Source organism: Haloplanus litoreus, from assembly GCF_045690335.1.
GTDB classification, from domain to species: Archaea; Halobacteriota; Halobacteria; order Halobacteriales; family Haloferacaceae; genus Haloplanus; species Haloplanus litoreus.
In genome coordinates this window covers 2,877,484-2,892,074 of record NZ_CP147874.1, presented here as the reverse complement: position 1 = coordinate 2,892,074, position 14,591 = coordinate 2,877,484, and the positions used below count along the sequence as shown (strand labels likewise).

Annotated in this window: 12 protein-coding genes; 4 read left to right on the top strand and 8 right to left on the bottom strand. The window is 68.9% G+C overall.

The annotated features are described in order from the left end of the window. Positions 1 to 37: 37 nt before the first annotated feature. Complete coding sequence (locus V8686_RS15430) at positions 38 to 1,642, bottom strand: ABC transporter substrate-binding protein (protein WP_379705867.1); 1,605 nt, start codon at positions 1,640 to 1,642, stop codon at positions 38 to 40. A 116-nt stretch (positions 1,643 to 1,758) separates the two neighbouring features. On the opposite strand from V8686_RS15430, the gene V8686_RS15425 reads away from it, so the two are divergent. Continuing rightward, entirely contained in the window at positions 1,759 to 3,318 is a 1,560-nt protein-coding gene (locus tag V8686_RS15425) for a TCP-1/cpn60 chaperonin family protein (protein WP_379705864.1), read from the top strand. A 73-nt stretch (positions 3,319 to 3,391) separates the two neighbouring features. Here V8686_RS15425 and V8686_RS15420 read toward each other — a convergent pair whose 3' ends face one another. The 6 genes from V8686_RS15420 to V8686_RS15395 all read right to left on the bottom strand — a co-directional run bounded on the left by V8686_RS15420 (position 3,392) and on the right by V8686_RS15395 (position 10,525). Next, a complete protein-coding gene (locus V8686_RS15420) occupies positions 3,392 to 5,056 on the bottom strand; it encodes a TCP-1/cpn60 chaperonin family protein (RefSeq protein ID WP_379705861.1) in 1,665 nt (554 codons plus the stop codon). A gap of 51 nt (positions 5,057 to 5,107) precedes the next feature. Next, complete coding sequence (locus tag V8686_RS15415) at positions 5,108 to 5,344, bottom strand: MoaD/ThiS family protein (RefSeq protein ID WP_379705858.1); 237 nt, start codon at positions 5,342 to 5,344, stop codon at positions 5,108 to 5,110. 138 nt (positions 5,345 to 5,482) lie between these two features. Next, a complete protein-coding gene (locus V8686_RS15410; protein WP_379705855.1) occupies positions 5,483 to 7,156 on the bottom strand; it encodes an aldehyde ferredoxin oxidoreductase family protein in 1,674 nt (557 codons plus the stop codon). Between the two features lie 63 nt (positions 7,157 to 7,219). Continuing rightward, the gene (gene kdgK1, locus V8686_RS15405) at positions 7,220 to 8,176 is read right to left on the bottom strand and encodes a bifunctional 2-dehydro-3-deoxygluconokinase/2-dehydro-3-deoxygalactonokinase (RefSeq protein ID WP_379705852.1); all 957 of its coding nucleotides are present in this window, start codon (positions 8,174 to 8,176) and stop codon (positions 7,220 to 7,222) included. 71 nt (positions 8,177 to 8,247) lie between these two features. Beyond that, complete coding sequence (locus V8686_RS15400) at positions 8,248 to 9,162, bottom strand: dihydrodipicolinate synthase family protein (protein WP_379705849.1); 915 nt, start codon at positions 9,160 to 9,162, stop codon at positions 8,248 to 8,250. Positions 9,163 to 9,280: 118 nt separating this feature from the next. Continuing rightward, positions 9,281 to 10,525, bottom strand: a complete 1,245-nt coding sequence (locus V8686_RS15395; RefSeq protein ID WP_379705846.1) for an HAD family hydrolase — start codon at positions 10,523 to 10,525, stop codon at positions 9,281 to 9,283. A gap of 112 nt (positions 10,526 to 10,637) precedes the next feature. Between V8686_RS15395 and V8686_RS15390 the strand changes: the two genes are divergently transcribed. The 3 genes from V8686_RS15390 (at position 10,638) to trmB (ending at position 13,478) form a co-directional block, all read left to right on the top strand. After that, positions 10,638 to 11,696: a glucose 1-dehydrogenase gene (locus V8686_RS15390; protein ID WP_379705843.1), complete on the top strand. Its 1,059-nt coding sequence runs from the start codon at positions 10,638 to 10,640 to the stop codon at positions 11,694 to 11,696. Further along, the gene (gene gfcR, locus V8686_RS15385) at positions 11,693 to 12,334 is read left to right on the top strand and encodes a transcriptional regulator GfcR (protein WP_379705839.1); all 642 of its coding nucleotides are present in this window, start codon (positions 11,693 to 11,695) and stop codon (positions 12,332 to 12,334) included. The genes V8686_RS15390 and gfcR overlap by 4 nt, the downstream gene beginning before the upstream one ends. A 91-nt stretch (positions 12,335 to 12,425) precedes the next feature. Next, on the top strand, positions 12,426 to 13,478 hold the full coding sequence (gene trmB / locus V8686_RS15380; protein WP_379705836.1) for an HTH-type sugar sensing transcriptional regulator TrmB: 1,053 nt from the start codon (positions 12,426 to 12,428) through the stop codon (positions 13,476 to 13,478). Between the two features lie 35 nt (positions 13,479 to 13,513). Here the strand turns inward: trmB and mtnA are convergent, their stop codons facing one another. Next, positions 13,514 to 14,581 carry an S-methyl-5-thioribose-1-phosphate isomerase gene (mtnA, locus tag V8686_RS15375; protein WP_379705833.1) on the bottom strand — a complete coding sequence of 356 codons (1,068 nt, stop codon included), beginning with the start codon at positions 14,579 to 14,581 and terminating at the stop codon, positions 13,514 to 13,516. Positions 14,582 to 14,591: the final 10 nt, after the last annotated feature.

The window sequence follows — 14,591 nt, the reverse complement described above, 5'->3', positions numbered from 1 at the left end:
ACGGACGGCGCTCACCTCCGTGCGGGGGTGGGCGCGATCAGTTGTTCTCTTCTTCGAGCCGCGTGAGCACGCGTTCCCGAACGACGGAGGGCGTCTCTTCGACGCCGTGTTGGCCGGCGATGGCCTGGCTGATCGTCTCGTTGATGTCGGTCCAGCGGATCGGGTCGGTCGGCCAGACGTCCCACGGGCCACCCGTGTTGCTGTACTGGCTGCCGTACTCGACCTGGTTGGCGAGCGACTGTTCGAAGTTCTGCGGGAGGTCGTACTCGTTGCGCAGCGCGTCGAGTTTGGGGGCAAGCCCCGGGATGGCCTCGTAGTACTCGCCCCACGCCGGGAGCACGAAGTCGTCGTCCTCGAGCAGGTAACGCCCGAGCGCGAAGGCGCCTTCCTGCTGCTGGTCGCTGACCTCGTCGAAGATGGTGTGACACTGCTCCAGCCCCCAGACGTGGCCGCCGTGTTCGCCCGAGTGGCCGCTGAGGTCGTCGATGCCGATGGCGTCGCCGAAGTCCTCGTCGAGCTGGGGGTGGGGCAGCAGCATGAAGTCGCCCTCGCCGTCGTTCCAGCCGATCTGTGCGTTCTCGTCGACGGAGTACCAGCGGTTCGCCGTCGCCAGCGCGTAGTTGAAGGAGGCGACCCGACCGCTGAGCATCAGGGCGGGGATGTCCTCGTCGCCCCGGCTTGCGGCCTCGGCACTGCTGAACTCGTTCGCGAGGGAGACACACGCCTTGATCATCCCGTCGGTCTTCTGGCGGTCCTCCTCCATATCCTCGTTGTTGATCACGACGGTCGGGTCGGTGCCCTCACCGCGGATCCACGGGTCCGTCCCGCCGGTGTACGCCGTCCGGGCGTAGCCCCAGTACGATTCGAGGTCGCCCGGGACGCCGGTCTCCTCGTAGGCGATGATGTCCTGTTCCTCGTCGATGGTCTGGAGGGCCTCGTAGAACTGGCTCCAGGTCTTCAGGTCCTCCATCGGGTTCTCGATGCCGGCCTGCGAGAACGTCTTCGGCCGGATACCGAGGTTGCTGTTGGTGTTGCGGATGGCACCCAGCGACCAGTAGTCGCCCCGGAACTCGGCGACCTGCTGACCCGCGTTCGTCAGGTCGTCGGGGAGGGTGTCGGTCCCCTCCATGAACGAGGCGTGGTCGGCCAACTGATCGTTCCGGAAGAACTGGAGGCCGAGGCCGCCGGACTCCGCCAGCGCCGGCGGGTTGCCGGTCTGGACGCGCGAGGAGAGCGACTGCTGAACGTCGCCGTACGAGGCGGTCTGGAGGTTGACCTCGTAGCTCCCGTTCTTCGACGCGAAGTCCTCCATCGACGACTGGTAGTGACTCTGAATGTCGCCGTTCTCCACGGCGTTCGCGGAGAGGAAGCTGACGGTGACGGTTTCGCTCCCGCCGCCGTCGTCGCCACCGTCGCCGCCGTCGCCGCCACCGTCGCCGCCGTCGCCACCGTCGCCGCCGTCGCCGCCGTCGCCGCCGTCGCCGCCGTCGCCGCCGCTCCCGCCACAGCCGGCGAGTGCGCCCATTGCACCTGCACTCGCCGCGCCGGTCGTGAGTTTCACGAAGTCACGGCGAGTCGTCTCGTCGTCGCCTGTATCCAGATTTACCGCTCTGGACTCGTCGTCCGTATCTCGAGTAGACATGCGACTGACGTTGTTAGTCAATCGCATAAATAATTAACCCTGTACTTCTGCCATGCGGAGGCTGATTCACCGGTCGACACGACACATTATTCACGCCGGGGGGTCCGATAGCAACCATGGTCAACAAAGAGCTGGTTGGCGGCGTCCGCACCGTCTGCGACGTCGTCGAAACCGCTCTCGGGCCGTTCGGAGCGAACAAGCTCCTGATTCAACGGGACGGCACCGTGACGGCGACTGCCTCGTCGACGGAGTTACTCGACCGATTGGACGTGACAGATCCAGCGGTGACGCTCCTCGATTCGGCCGCTTCCGACTTCGGCGACCAGCGTGGGGATGGGACGGGAAGCGTCGTCACGCTCGCCGGCGCCTTGCTCCGGCACGCGGACCGCCTCGCCGAACGCGGCCTCCACCCGACTGCCATCGAGCAGGGATATCGCGCGGGACTCGACATCGCCCTGGACGCCATCGATCATACGGCTCGACCGCTCTCGTCGTTCGAACCGTCGGCCGTGGCCAGAACCGCCCTCACCGGGACCCGAAACCCACAGGTCCGTCGCTCCGTGTCGGCACAGGTCGCGGAGGCCGTCGCCGACGCGGGTGCCGACGCGGGCGAGCGCATCAGGGTCGTCTCGCGAACCGGCGGCGCCGCGGCCGAAACCGACCTGGTGTCGGGGGTCGTGCTCGAACGCGGGCCGGTCCTCGAATCCATGCCTCGATCACGGTCCGGAACGGGCATCGCACTGTTGTCCTCGACGGTCGACGTCCCACACGCCGGGAGTCAGCTCGGACGGGTCTCCCGCCGCGTCGAGTTCGAGGCCGACTCCTTCGCGGACCGTGAGGCGCTGGCCGAACACGAGTCCGGGACGTTCACCGACCAGCTACGGGCGGCGGTCGACGCCGGCTGTGGCGTCGTGATCACCGAACGGGCGATCAACGAACGTGTCCAGTCGGAACTCGCCGCGGCGGGCGTCCTCGGTATCAACCGGGTCGACGCCGACGAACTCCGGCTGATCGCCCGGGCGACCGACGCGACGGTCGTCCCGACGCTCGCGCAGGTCACCGAGGAGACGCTCGGTCGTGGCAGCGTCGACGTCCGGCGGAAAGCCGGCCGCGACATGACGTTCGTCACGTCCGACGCCGGGGAGACGGTCCAGACGCTGTTCTGTCGCGCCCCGGACCCCCGGACGGTCGGTGCGTTCGAACGCTCGGTCGAGGCCGCGATCGCGTCGACGGCCGCCGCGATCCGGGAGGGACGCGTCGTCCCCGGCGGGGGTGCCGTCGAAGCGACCGCGTCGTGGGAGGTCTCACAGCAGGCTCGCTCGCTCTCCGGCCGCCAGCAACTCGCGGCCGAGGAGTTCGGCGAGGCACTGATGGCCGTGCCCCGTGCCCTGGCCACCACCGCCGGACTGGACGCTGGGCGCGCGGCCGTCCGGTTACGCGTCGCCCGCTCCGAGGGGCGGGATTCGATCGGGATCGACGCCCTCGCCGGCACCACCGCGGACGTCCTCGGGGAGCTGCCGATCGTCGAACCGGTGTCGTTGAAACGCGACGTGTTGACGACGGCGACCGATCTGGCGGTCCAGTTGATCCGGATCGACGAGCGACTCCACGCGACCGACCTCGGCGACGAGGAGGGAGCGGTGGAGGAGGACGTGCCCGACTCCGAAGCGGCCTGATACCGTCGGAGCCACGCGATTCGGCACGTCTGGGGGTCGCCCCGTGCCACGGACGTACCGCCGGTAGGATGCGCTACTCGCGCTCCGGCCGGGGCGTGTAGCCGTACAACTCCACGTTGGGATACAGCACCGTATCGATCGTGAGCAACTGCTCGACGATTGCGGCCGCCGTCTCGATGGCCTGCGAGAACACCCGCCGGGGTTCGACGATGCCGGCCTCCCACGCGTCGACCGGGGCGCCGGTCTCGGCGCTCAGTCCGACCGACGACTCGCCCTCCGTGGCGTGCGCCGTCCGGAGGTCGGTCACCGCGGTGACCGGATCGTGGCCGGCGTTGCGAGCGAGTACGGCCGGGAGTCGTTCGACGGCGTCGGCGAACGCCCCGACGGCGAGTTGCTCGCGGCCGGCGACGCTCGTCTCGCCGTCGCGGATCGCCGCCGCAACCGCGGCGGCCGGTGCGCCCGCACCCGGCACCACCTGCCCGTCGATGGCGGCGGTCGCGGCCGTCTCGAGGGCGTCCTCGATTGCCCCCTCCCGTCGGCGCGCCTCCTCGGCCGTCTGCCCCCCGGCGACGATGGTGAACACCGGTCCGGGACAGCCCTCGAAGGCGGTCCAGACCTCGTCGCCCACCTCGCGTCGTTCGACGCGCTCGGCCCGTCCGAGCCGTTCCGGGGTGAGGTCTCCGAGCTTCGAGACGACCGTCCCGCCGGTCGCCTCCGCGAGCCGATAGACGTCCTCTTTGGGGTACGTTGCCTTGTCCACGACCGCGAGCCCCGCCCGCTCGAACGCGTCGACGACCGTCTCGTCGAGCTTTTCGAGCGAGACGAGCACGTCGACCCCGCCCTCGACCAGACGTTCGGCGGCGCCCTCGATGCGCGCGTCCAGTTCGCGTCGGTAGCGGTTCGCCGCCTCGGGCGAGGTGAGCTGGATTCCCTCGCCGCCATCGAGCACGCTGGCGGTCTCTTCGAAGTCGATCGCTCGGTCCAGTATCGCGACCGTGGCGTCCGTGATCGGTGTCGTGACCCCTCGGCCGTTCGGGCCGGCGTCCGCGGGTCGGGACAGCACCAGCCCGTCGTAGGTTGCCGCGTCGACACCCGGCGCCGTGAGCACTTTCGCGTGGTCGGTGTTGGGCCAGCCGCCGTCGCCCGCGTCGGCGAGGCGGCCGACCGTCGACGCCACGCGTGCGGACAGTTCGTCGCGAACCGCCGGATCGAGCGCCGTCGTCATCGTCGTCGCGGCGACGTTCGCGAGCGTCGCTTCGTCGTTACTGTCGACGGGGCGGGCGAGTTCGTCGAGAGCGTCGCCGGCCCGGGCCCGGGCGATGCCGTAGCCCACGACGACGCTGCTGGGGGCGAGTCCCCGTTCGACGAGGTCGAACCCCTCGTCCATGAGGGCGCCCGTCAGCAGGACCGACGCCGTCGTCCCGTCGTGGACTCTGCTGCGCATGCCGTCGACGCCGTCGACGAACAGCGCCGCGACCGGGTGGCCGAAGCCGTCGCCGCTCTCGATGGCGTCGAAGAGCCGCCCCGCGTCGTCGATCCGGCGCAGCGTGTCGCGGTTTTGGCGGTCCGTCGTGGCGACGAGTTTCTCCATCCCCGCCGGTCCGAACGTCGATTCGACGAGTGCTACCGTCGCGTCGACGGCGCCCCGGACGTACTGACGAGCGTCCTCGTCGCGTATCGTCCAGTCGTTGCGCTCCCGGTCATCTAGGCGGGCGTCGTTCCCTCGCTGAACGGCCATACGGGTTCCTCACCCTCGGAGGTTCTTAAGTCTCGGTGTCCGCGCTCGCCGTCACTCGCGCATCGGCGCCTGCGACAGCGCGACGGTGTCGCCGTCGTCGAGGCCGTCACCGTCGTCGGCGTGACGGCCGTTCACCATCACGACGAGACCGCCGGAGAACGCCCGCTCCCCCACGGCCAGTTCCGCGACGACGTCCCCGACCGTCGCGTCGGCGTCGAGGGACAGCGACACGTCCGTCTCCCCGACTGCCGCCGCCACCTCGCCGTAACATCGAACGTCGACGTTCATGGCTGTGGCTGCACGCTCTGTCGACAAAAGTCACCCGTCGCCGCGGGCCGAGACGTGGCGTCCCGCGCGGTACGTCAGCACCGGTGAGTCGCCGTGTCGGTCCGACGAACCACCGGTGAACGGTTACAACGATCCGTCTCAGTCGTCGGCGACGGCGTACTCGCCGACCACCTCGTCGGCGACGGTGCCGTCGGCGTTCCACCCGCGACGCTCGTAGTACTCGTCCAGTGCCGCTTCGATTCCGGGGAGGTCGTAGGGGAGGCTGTCGGCCTCGCGGTCCATTCCCCGCTTGTTGTTGAAGTGGCGTTCGAGCTCGACCGTCTTCGCACCGACGTCTTGGAGGTCCTCGTAGTCGCACTCGAAGAGTGCTTCCAGCGTCTCCTCGGTCACGTGGTCCGTGCCGCCGGCGAACGCACAGACGATGCCCGAGTCGCGGATGGCGGCGTGGTTCTCGCGCCGGATCACGAGTTCCGGCTTCCCCTCCAGCGTCTCGGGGTCCACCTCGCCGCTGTACTCCACGCGGAGCGTCGTGGAGTACATGTGGTCGCCGCCGCGGTTCGCGACGGCGTAACTGAGTCCCTGGCCGTGGAGGACGCGCCCGTCGTGGGCCGCGAACTCCATGTCCTTCACCGTGTAGTTCCGGACGCCCAGATCGGACGCGGCCCGGGAGACGCCCTCGGCGAGGAGGTCGCCGATCCCTTCTCGGGTTGCGATTTTCTCGACCGTCTCGTGGATCAGCTCGGCGTTGCCGAACTCGTCCTCCGCGGCCAGATAGGCGGCGACGGCGTTGCCACACGAGATGGTATCCAGACCGTAGACGTCACAGAGTTCGTTCGACTTCATCACGTCGACGATGTCGCCGACTTCGCAGTTGCTCCCGAAGGAGAACACCGTCTCGAACTCGGGGCCTTCCGTCTCCAGGCCCGTCTCCTCGTCGCGGGTCGGGAGTTTGCAGGCGAACGCACACATCGAACACGACCCCTTCTTGTACTTTTTCTCCTCGACCGCGTCGCCGCCGATCTGGGCCACGTCATCGAAGTGGTACTTCTCGAAGTAGCGCGTCGGCAGCGAGAAGTTGTCGTTGATGAACTCCGTCCCGCCGGTGGTTCCCTGCCGTCGCATCAGATCGTCGGAGGTGGCGGCGGCGCTGTGGACCTCCCGCTGGACGTCTTCGGGGAGGTCGATATCCGGCGCGGCGTCGCCCTCGAAGGTGATCGCCTTCACGTTCTTCGAGCCGAGGACGGCTCCCATCCCGCCCCGGCCGAAGGCGCGACTCTCGTAGGTCATCACGCAGGCGAACCGGACGAGGTTCTCGCCGGCCGGCCCGATACAGAGCACGTTCTCGGCGTCCAGGTCGCGCTCCCGGTTCACGTACCCAGTCACTTCGGGGACCGTCGCGCCTTCCAACTCCGGTGCTTCGACGAATTCGACGCCCTCGTCGGTGACGTGGATCACGAGCAACTCCTCGGACGATCCGGTGATCTCGACCGCCGAGTGCCCCGTCCCGACGAAGTTCCGCGAGAGGTAGCCGCCGGCGTTCGTCGAGAGCAGTCCGTCCGTCAGCGGCGAGAGCCCCGTACAGTTCATCCGCCCCGTGAACGACATCTGCGACTGCTGGAGCGGTCCCGTCGAGAAGTAAACCCGGTTCTCCGGCCCGAACGGATCGGCATCGAACGGGATTCGGTCGTGGGCGAGTTTCGTACAGAGGCCGCGGCCGCCGACGAACGACTCCCGCTCGGCCGTCACGTCGTCGACGGTCGTCTCTCGGTTGCTCACGTCGATGCTGAGTAGTGGTCCCTTCGCGTGATTCATTACCATCCTCTCTAGCGTCGTCGGTCAAAAGTGTGTAGGCTGCGCGTCGAGCGCCCGGTCCCGTCAGCGCTCGATGTCCGTCCTGCCGCCGTTCTCCACGAGGGCGCGCACCTCGTCGCGGGAGACCCGGGCCATGTCGCCCTCGACGGTCCGTTTCAGTGCGGCGGTCGCGGCGCCGTAGTCCAACGCCTCGGTGATGGACGCCCCGTCCAGTCTCTCGGCGAGGAACCCGCTGGCGAAGGCGTCACCGGACCCGAGCGGATCGACGGTGTCGGTCGGGTACGTCCCTCGGCTCGTCGCCGTCCCGTCGTGCAGAGCCAGGGCGCCCTCCTCGCCGAGCGTGATTACGACCGTCTCGAAGCCGTAGGCGTCGGCGAGGTCACGGGCCACCGTCTCGGGATCGCCGTCGAAACCGAGGACGTCGCGGGCGTCGCGTTCGGCGGCGAACAGGACGTCGACGGACGGGAACAGGTCGGAAAGCGTCGACCGGGCCGCGGCGGGCGTCCACAGTTTCTCCCGGTAGTTCACGTCGAACGCCGTCGTCGCGCCGGCGTCGCTCGCCGTCTCGAGCAGTGACGCCGTCGTCTCGATCAACTGGTCGGACAGCGCCGGCGTGATCCCGGTGGTGAAGAACACGTCGGCGTCCCGGACCCGATCGACGGCCACCGACTCGGGTGTCGCTTCCCTGATCGGCGCCCCGTCCCGGTCGTAGACGACGTCGCGGCCGCGCGGCATCCCCCCCCGTTCGAAGTAGTAGGTCCCGACGCGGCCGGTGTCCGTCCACGTGACGAGCGGTTCGACGCCCTCGCCCCGGAGCGCGTACGCGATCCGTTCGCCGAGTTCGGTGTCGGGCAACAGCGACATCCACGCCGCCTCGACGCCGAGGTTTGCGGCGCCCACCGCGACGTTGCTCTCGGCGCCGCCGACGTGGACGTCGAGGTTGTCGACCCGCGAGAGCCGGTGGCCTCGCGGTGGTGTGAGGCGTAACATCGTTTCCCCGAACGTGACGAGTTCCGACATGCTCCCTTCCAGTGACCTGCGGAGGTTAATACCGATGGTTCCGCGCCCGTTCGGGGCAGGTCCCCCGGGCGCTACAGGAGCCCGAGGTCCCGAAGTTCGGTCCGGAGCGCAGCCCGCCCGTCGTCGTCCATCGCCCGGAGCGGTTCCCGAAGCCCGCCGGCGTCGAACTCGAGATCCCGAAGCGACAGGGCGGTCTTGACGCCGGCCATGTACGGCCCGCGTTTCAGGGCCGACCGCACGTCGAACACCCGCGACTGGAGCCGTTTCGCCTCGCTCTCGTCGCCGTCGGCGTAGGCGTCGTACAGGTCGACGACGAGTTCGGGAAAGACGTTGGCGACGGCGCTGACCATCCCCGCACACCCGATCTCCAGCCCGGCGAACAGCAACGAGTCGGAGCCGGCGAGGAAGGTCAGTTCGGGGTGGGCGTCGATGGCCTGCGCGAGCCACGGAACGTCCTTCGAGGAGTCCTTCACGCCGGCGACCCCGCCGATGGCGGCGAGTCGGTCGAGCGTCCCCAGCGACAGTTCGTTCCCCGTCTTACTCGGGATGTGGTAGACGTACACCGGGACGTCGACCGCGTCTGCGACCGCCCGATAGTGTCTGACCGCGGCGTCGCCGTCAAGCGGGTAGTAGTACGGCGTGACGACGACGACGCCGTCGGCCCCCGTCGCTTCGGCGTGCGTTGCGTTGGCGACCGTCTCCCGCGTGCTCGCGGCGCCTACGCCCGCGATGACCGGGACGTCGACCGCGTCGGTCACCGTCTCGACGACGGCCCGGCGTTCGTCGCCGGTCAACAGCGGGAACTCCCCGTTCGTCCCGAGGGGGAAGACCCCGGTCGCTCCGCCGTCGACGACGAACTGGGCGTGAGCGGCGGTCGCGTCGTGGTCGACACGGCCCTCCGCGTCGAAGGCCGTCACGGTCGGCGGTACGACGCCGCGGAGGTCGAGCGGATCGGCCGTCCCCGGACTCGGTGCTGGCGCTGGCATACGTTCGGTTCGACCGGGACTCGACAAAAAGACCCCGACCGTCGGGTGTCGTCGGTCAGTGCCGGCCGTCGCCGCTCTCGTGGTCGGCGGCACCGGTACACAGTTACGACGATCCGTCTCACTCGAGTTCGGCGAGGTGATTGAGCGCGAGGACGGTCCGGAGCATCTCGCTCGAATCCCCGCGACCGAAGACCAGGTCGTCGGTGGCGCGAACGTGTTCGAGGACGTCCGGGGAGGCGTGATTCGGGGCGGCCGCGATGCCCGCGTCGTGTTCCTCGACCCACCGCATCACGCGCAGATCGCTCTTGCTGTCGCCCATCACGAGCGCGAACGGGTCGTCGACGCCCAGTACGTCCAGTGCGGCCTCGACGCCGACGACCTTGTTGAGTTCTCGACTGCCCACCTCGGCCGCGTCCGCCGCGTAGTAGGCGACGTCGATGCGGTCGAAGAGGGCCGCCACCGACGACGGGACGGCCGCCGCACTCGCGTCCGGATCCTCGCCGCGCGCCGCGAGCACCGCGCTGATCTCCGGGTCAACCGCGGCGTAGTGTGCGCGTGCCCACCCGTTCGGCTCGACGTCGGCGTCGGCGACGCCCGTGACGGCCGCTTCGAGCAGGTCCAGCAGGTAGCCCAACCCCTCGTCGATGACCGCCTTCGCGCGGTCGCTGCCCGTCTCGAAGTTCGGCTTGAGCGTGACGTTGAACTCGTTGCCCTGGAGGTGACAGCCCCGACGGAGGCTCTCCGGGGCCGCCGAGAGGACGCGGGACCGAACCCGCCGAAACGTCGTCCGGATGTCGTCGTCGAGGTCGTCGTAGAGCAGTTGCTTCGTCCGTGCGCCGTGACCGGGCGTGAACACGCCCGTTCCGGCTTCGTAGACGATACTCACGTCACCCGAGTGAACGAGTTCGTTCCCCAGTCCCTGGATGAGAAAGCCCTTGACGTTCTCGAGCGTCTGGCCGGTGCAGATGACGATGGGGACGCCCGCGTCGTGAAATCGGGTGAGGAGGTGGAGCGTCTCCCGTGGTATCTCGTTGTCGGTGCGGCCGGCCGAGCGGAGCGTCTCGTCGACGTCCAGCACCAGGACGTCCACGTCGCGCCCGTACGTCGAGTAGAGGTCGAGCCCGGTGAACGCCTGCTCTCGGGTCGCGAGACTCGCCAGCGTGGCGAACGTCTCCCCGCCCGACGGGTACGCCGAGCGGACGTCGTCACGCAGCGACCGGAGTTCCTCCGCGACGCTTCGCCAGTGTTCGAGGGCGACCGGCGAGTCGACCGGCGGGAACAGGTCGACGAACTCCTGGTAGGTGCGCAGCCGCTCGGTGTCGAACTCCTCGTACAGTCGGTACAGCTGGTCGTAACGTTCCATGGCTGGGTCGAACGGACGAACATCGGGACGGCCGACATCGCCGTCGCGTTCTGTTCGAGGAATTTACTCAGAAATCGATAAATATTTTTCGACAGGGCGACAGCTGGGTCGTGTGAGAGCGATCGGTATCGAGTCGGGGGACGACCGCCCGCGGCTGTTCGACGTCGCCCGTCCCGACCCGGCCCCGGGCGAGGTGCTGGTTCGGACGCTCCGGGTCGGCGTCGACGGGACCGACCACGAAGTCGTCGCCGGCGCCCACGGGGGGCCGCCCGACGGCGAGGAGCGACTCGTCCTCGGCCACGAGGCGGTCGGCGTCGTCGTCGACCCCACGACGACCGCGTTCGAGCGTGGCGACGTGGTGGCACCGACGGTGCGTCGGCCCCCGCCGGACGGGCCAAACGAGTATTTCGACCGCGCCGAACCCGATATGGCCCCGCCGTCTGCCTGTGTCGAACGCGGTATCGACGGCGCGCACGGCTTCATGAGCGAGTACTTCACCAGCCCCGCCCAGTTTCTGATCCCCGTGCCCGACGAACTCGCGGAGTGGGGCTTTCTGGTCGAACCCACGAGCGTCTCCGAGAAGGCGCTCGAACTGGCACGGGCGTCCCGGTCGTCGTTCACGTGGGACCCGGAGACGGCGTTGGTTCTCGGAACCGGTCCACTCGGACTGATCACCGTCGCGATGCTCGTCCCCGAGATGACGGTGTACTGTCTGGGCCGGCGCGACCGACCCGACCCGAGCGTCGACCTGCTCGAGGCCCTCGGCGCGACCTACGTCGACTCGCGCGAGACGCCCGTCACGGCGGTTCCGGACGCCTACGAGTCGGTCGATCTGGTCTACGAAGCGACCGGCCACGCGAGACACGCCGTCGACTGCGTCGAGGCCCTCGCCCCCGGTGGCGTCGCCGCCCTACTTGGGCTACCGGGTGCCTCGGCGTTCACGTTCGACGGCGGTCACTTCCACGCCGACCTGGTGATGCACAACAAAGCCATCGTCGGCAGCGTCAACGCCGGCCCGAGTCACTTCCACGCGGCCGTCGACCGACTCGCGTCGTTCCCGCCGTGGTTCTTCGAGGACTACGTGACCGAAATCGCCCCCGTCGAGGGGTTCGAGGCGGCGTTCGATCCCGACACGCCGATGAAAACCGCCGTGGAGTTCGATACGCTATGAAAAACGTCGACGACCTCATCGAGAGCGCACAGCAACTGTCAGACCGCGGCTTCTCCAAGGGTGAAATCGCGGACGAATTGAACGTCTCCCGCGAGACGGCCAGTTGGCTGGTCGAGCGGACCGCCGACGCCGACGCCGACGCCGGCCCGCCCGCCCCGACCGACACCGGTGGCCCGCACGACATCCACGTCGACTGGAGCGCCATCGGCCGCGACTCGGCTCGACTGACCTTCGTCGGGAGAGCCATGGCCGACCTCCTCTCGAAACAGGGTGAGGCGGTGGATCTGACGGTCGGCATCGAGAAGGCCGGCGGCCCGCTGGCGACGGTCGTCGCCCGGGAACTCGACACGGACATCGCGGCCTACGCACCGCGCAAACACCAGTGGGAGGAGGGCGACCTGGGCGAGTTCGAGGGAACGTTCTCTCGGAACTTCGCGGACATCCGCGACAGGGAGTGTTACGTCGTCGACGACACCATCACGAGCGCAACGACGATGACCGAGACGGTCGAGGCCATCCGTGAACGCGGGGGCGAACCCGTGGCCTGTGTGGTGCTCGTCGACAAGCAAGGTATCGACGCCATCGACGGCGTCCCGGTCTACTCGCTGGTGCGGGCGATCCGCGTCGGCGACTCCTGAGGATGCACACGACCGATCCACGGCTTCCGACGGACACTTCTGGCGCGTCCCCGCTGGGGCGGGTCCGTCGCTCGCTCGGCGGGTGGTCGGCATGACGGACGACGACCTCCGGCGGACGCTCACCAGTCTGGGGTCACAGTTCGACTTCGGCGAGTACGAGACCGAGGCGTACGTGGCGGTGCTCGAACACGGGCGACTGACGGCCTCCGAAATCGCCGACCGGACCGACATCCCTCAGCCCCGCGTCTACGACACGGTGCGCAGCCTCGCCGAAGGCGGCTTCGTCGAACTCCACGAATCCCGCCCGCTCAAGGTCGTCGCGGTCGATCCGACGGAGGCGTTCGGCGACGTTCGGACGACGCTCGCGGACCTCGTCGACGCCCTCGACCGCCGGTACACGGCGCCGAGTCGGGGCGCAGAGGCCGTCTCGCTCGTCAAGTCCCGTCGGACGATCCTCCGATATCTCGAGGACGTCATCACGGACGCGGAGTACGAACTGATGGTTTCGCTGACGCCGGATCTGTTCACACGGTTCGAGGAGGCGTTGGCCGACCGGCGCGCTGACGACGTGACGGTCGACTTGCTACTCGCCCCGGCCGCCGACGTTCCGAGCGCTGATCGGTACGACTACACGACGGTGGCGTCGGCCGTTCGGTCCCGACGCGGGCTGACGACGCCCGTCGCCGCCGTGGCCGACGGCGAGTACTCAATCTACACCGCGCGCGAGGCTCTCCGGAACGGGACGGATCGCTACGGCGTCATCTTCAACCGCTCGGAGCTGGGTTTTCTCGTCTCGGGCTTTCTGAACACGGTCGTCTGGGGGTCGGCAACGACGCTCCTCGACCGGACCGACGACCGCCCGTATCCGCGGCGGTACGCCTCGATTCGCCGCTGCGTGCAGGACCTCGTGGATCGAGACGACCCACGGTACGTGACCGTCCGCGGCCGCGACGTCGAGACCGGCGAGCCACGGACCGTCGCGGGTCGGATCGTCGGCGTGACCGGGAGCCACGACCCGGTGACTGCGTCGCTGACGGTTCGGACGGACGACGGCGACGTCGCCGTCGGTGGGGGAGCCGCAGCCTTCGAGGACGTCGAGGCGGCCGAACTCGTCGTGGGGAGCGACGCGCCGCCGTCGCTCTGACCGCCTCGGGTGGCCCGAGACCGCGGCTGTCCCGCTCAGACGGCCGCCCGATCCGCTGCCGACTCGAACGCGGCCCGATCCAGCGGCGGTTCGTACACCCCCGTCTCGGTGACCAGATAGTCGACGAGTTCCATCGGCGTCGGGTCGAACGCCGGGTTGTACACGTCCGTCTCGGGCGGGGCGTTCTGGGTGCCGTAGATTTCGCGCAACTCGTCGGGGTCGCGCTGTTCGATCTCCACCTCGTCGGCGCTTCGCTCGGTGTCGACCGTCGAGTGCGGGGCGGCGACGACGACGGGCACGTCGTGGCGGGTGGCGAGGACGGCCTGTTTGTACGTGCCGATTTTGTTGAACACGACGCCCTGGTCGCCGAACTGCTCGCCGCCGTCGAGGACGATCCGATCCGCGCCGACGACCAGCGCGTCGACCATCCCCTCTTGCATACAGAGCCCGCTCGCGTTGTCGGGGATGAGCGTCACGTCGACGCTGCGTTCCTGGAGTTCGACGGTCGTGATCCGCGACCCCTGGTTGAGTGGCCGCGTCTCGTTGGCGATGACGGACACCGTCTTCCCGTCCTCCTGTGCGGAGTAGACGACGCCGAGGGCGGTCCCCCAGTCGACGGTCGCGAGGGCGCCGGCGTTGCAGTGAGTCATCACCCTCGCCCCGTCGTCGAGGAGCGTCGCGCCGTGGGCTCCGAGGCGCCGGTTCCGCTCCACGTCGGCGTCGGCGATGTCCTTCGCGGCCGCCAGCGTCCGCGCCCGTGCCTCGGAGATGGACGAACACGCCCGGAGTTCGTCGAGGACGGTTCCGACTTCCCGCGAGAGGTTCACCGCCGTCGGCCGGGCGCTGGCGACGGCGTCGGCGTCCGCGGCGACGGCGTCGACGTAGGTCTCGAACGTCGCCGCCTCGTTCCGACGTGTGGCGAGCGCCACGCCGAACGCCCCGGCCGCGCCGAGTGCGGGCGCCCCGCGGACCCGCAACCGCCGGATGCTCTCGATCAGTTGGTCGATCGTCTCCGCGTGATAGGTCGTGTACTCGCTCGGGAGTTTGGTCTGATCGACCATCGCGATGCAGTCGCGGTCGTCGTCCCACTCGATCGTTCTCATGGCCGACGCT

Bases quoted from the DNA above. Each gene is read 5' to 3' on its own strand.
- V8686_RS15415 (WP_379705858.1), bottom strand. From the start codon at position 5,344: ATGAACGTCGACGTTCGATGTTACGGCGAGGTGGCGGCGGCAGTCGGG.
- V8686_RS15400 (WP_379705849.1), bottom strand. From the start codon at position 9,162: ATGCCAGCGCCAGCACCGAGTCCGGGGACGGCCGATCCGCTCGACCTC.
- gfcR (WP_379705839.1), top strand. From the start codon at position 11,693: ATGAAAAACGTCGACGACCTCATCGAGAGCGCACAGCAACTGTCAGAC.
- mtnA (WP_379705833.1), bottom strand. From the start codon at position 14,581: ATGAGAACGATCGAGTGGGACGACGACCGCGACTGCATCGCGATGGTC.
- kdgK1 (WP_379705852.1), bottom strand. From the start codon at position 8,176: ATGTCGGAACTCGTCACGTTCGGGGAAACGATGTTACGCCTCACACCA.
- V8686_RS15410 (WP_379705855.1), bottom strand. From the start codon at position 7,156: ATGAATCACGCGAAGGGACCACTACTCAGCATCGACGTGAGCAACCGA.
- V8686_RS15420 (WP_379705861.1), bottom strand. From the start codon at position 5,056: ATGGCCGTTCAGCGAGGGAACGACGCCCGCCTAGATGACCGGGAGCGC.
- trmB (WP_379705836.1), top strand. From the start codon at position 12,426: ATGACGGACGACGACCTCCGGCGGACGCTCACCAGTCTGGGGTCACAG.
- V8686_RS15430 (WP_379705867.1), bottom strand. From the start codon at position 1,642: ATGTCTACTCGAGATACGGACGACGAGTCCAGAGCGGTAAATCTGGAT.
- V8686_RS15395 (WP_379705846.1), bottom strand. From the start codon at position 10,525: ATGGAACGTTACGACCAGCTGTACCGACTGTACGAGGAGTTCGACACC.
- V8686_RS15425 (WP_379705864.1), top strand. From the start codon at position 1,759: ATGGTCAACAAAGAGCTGGTTGGCGGCGTCCGCACCGTCTGCGACGTC.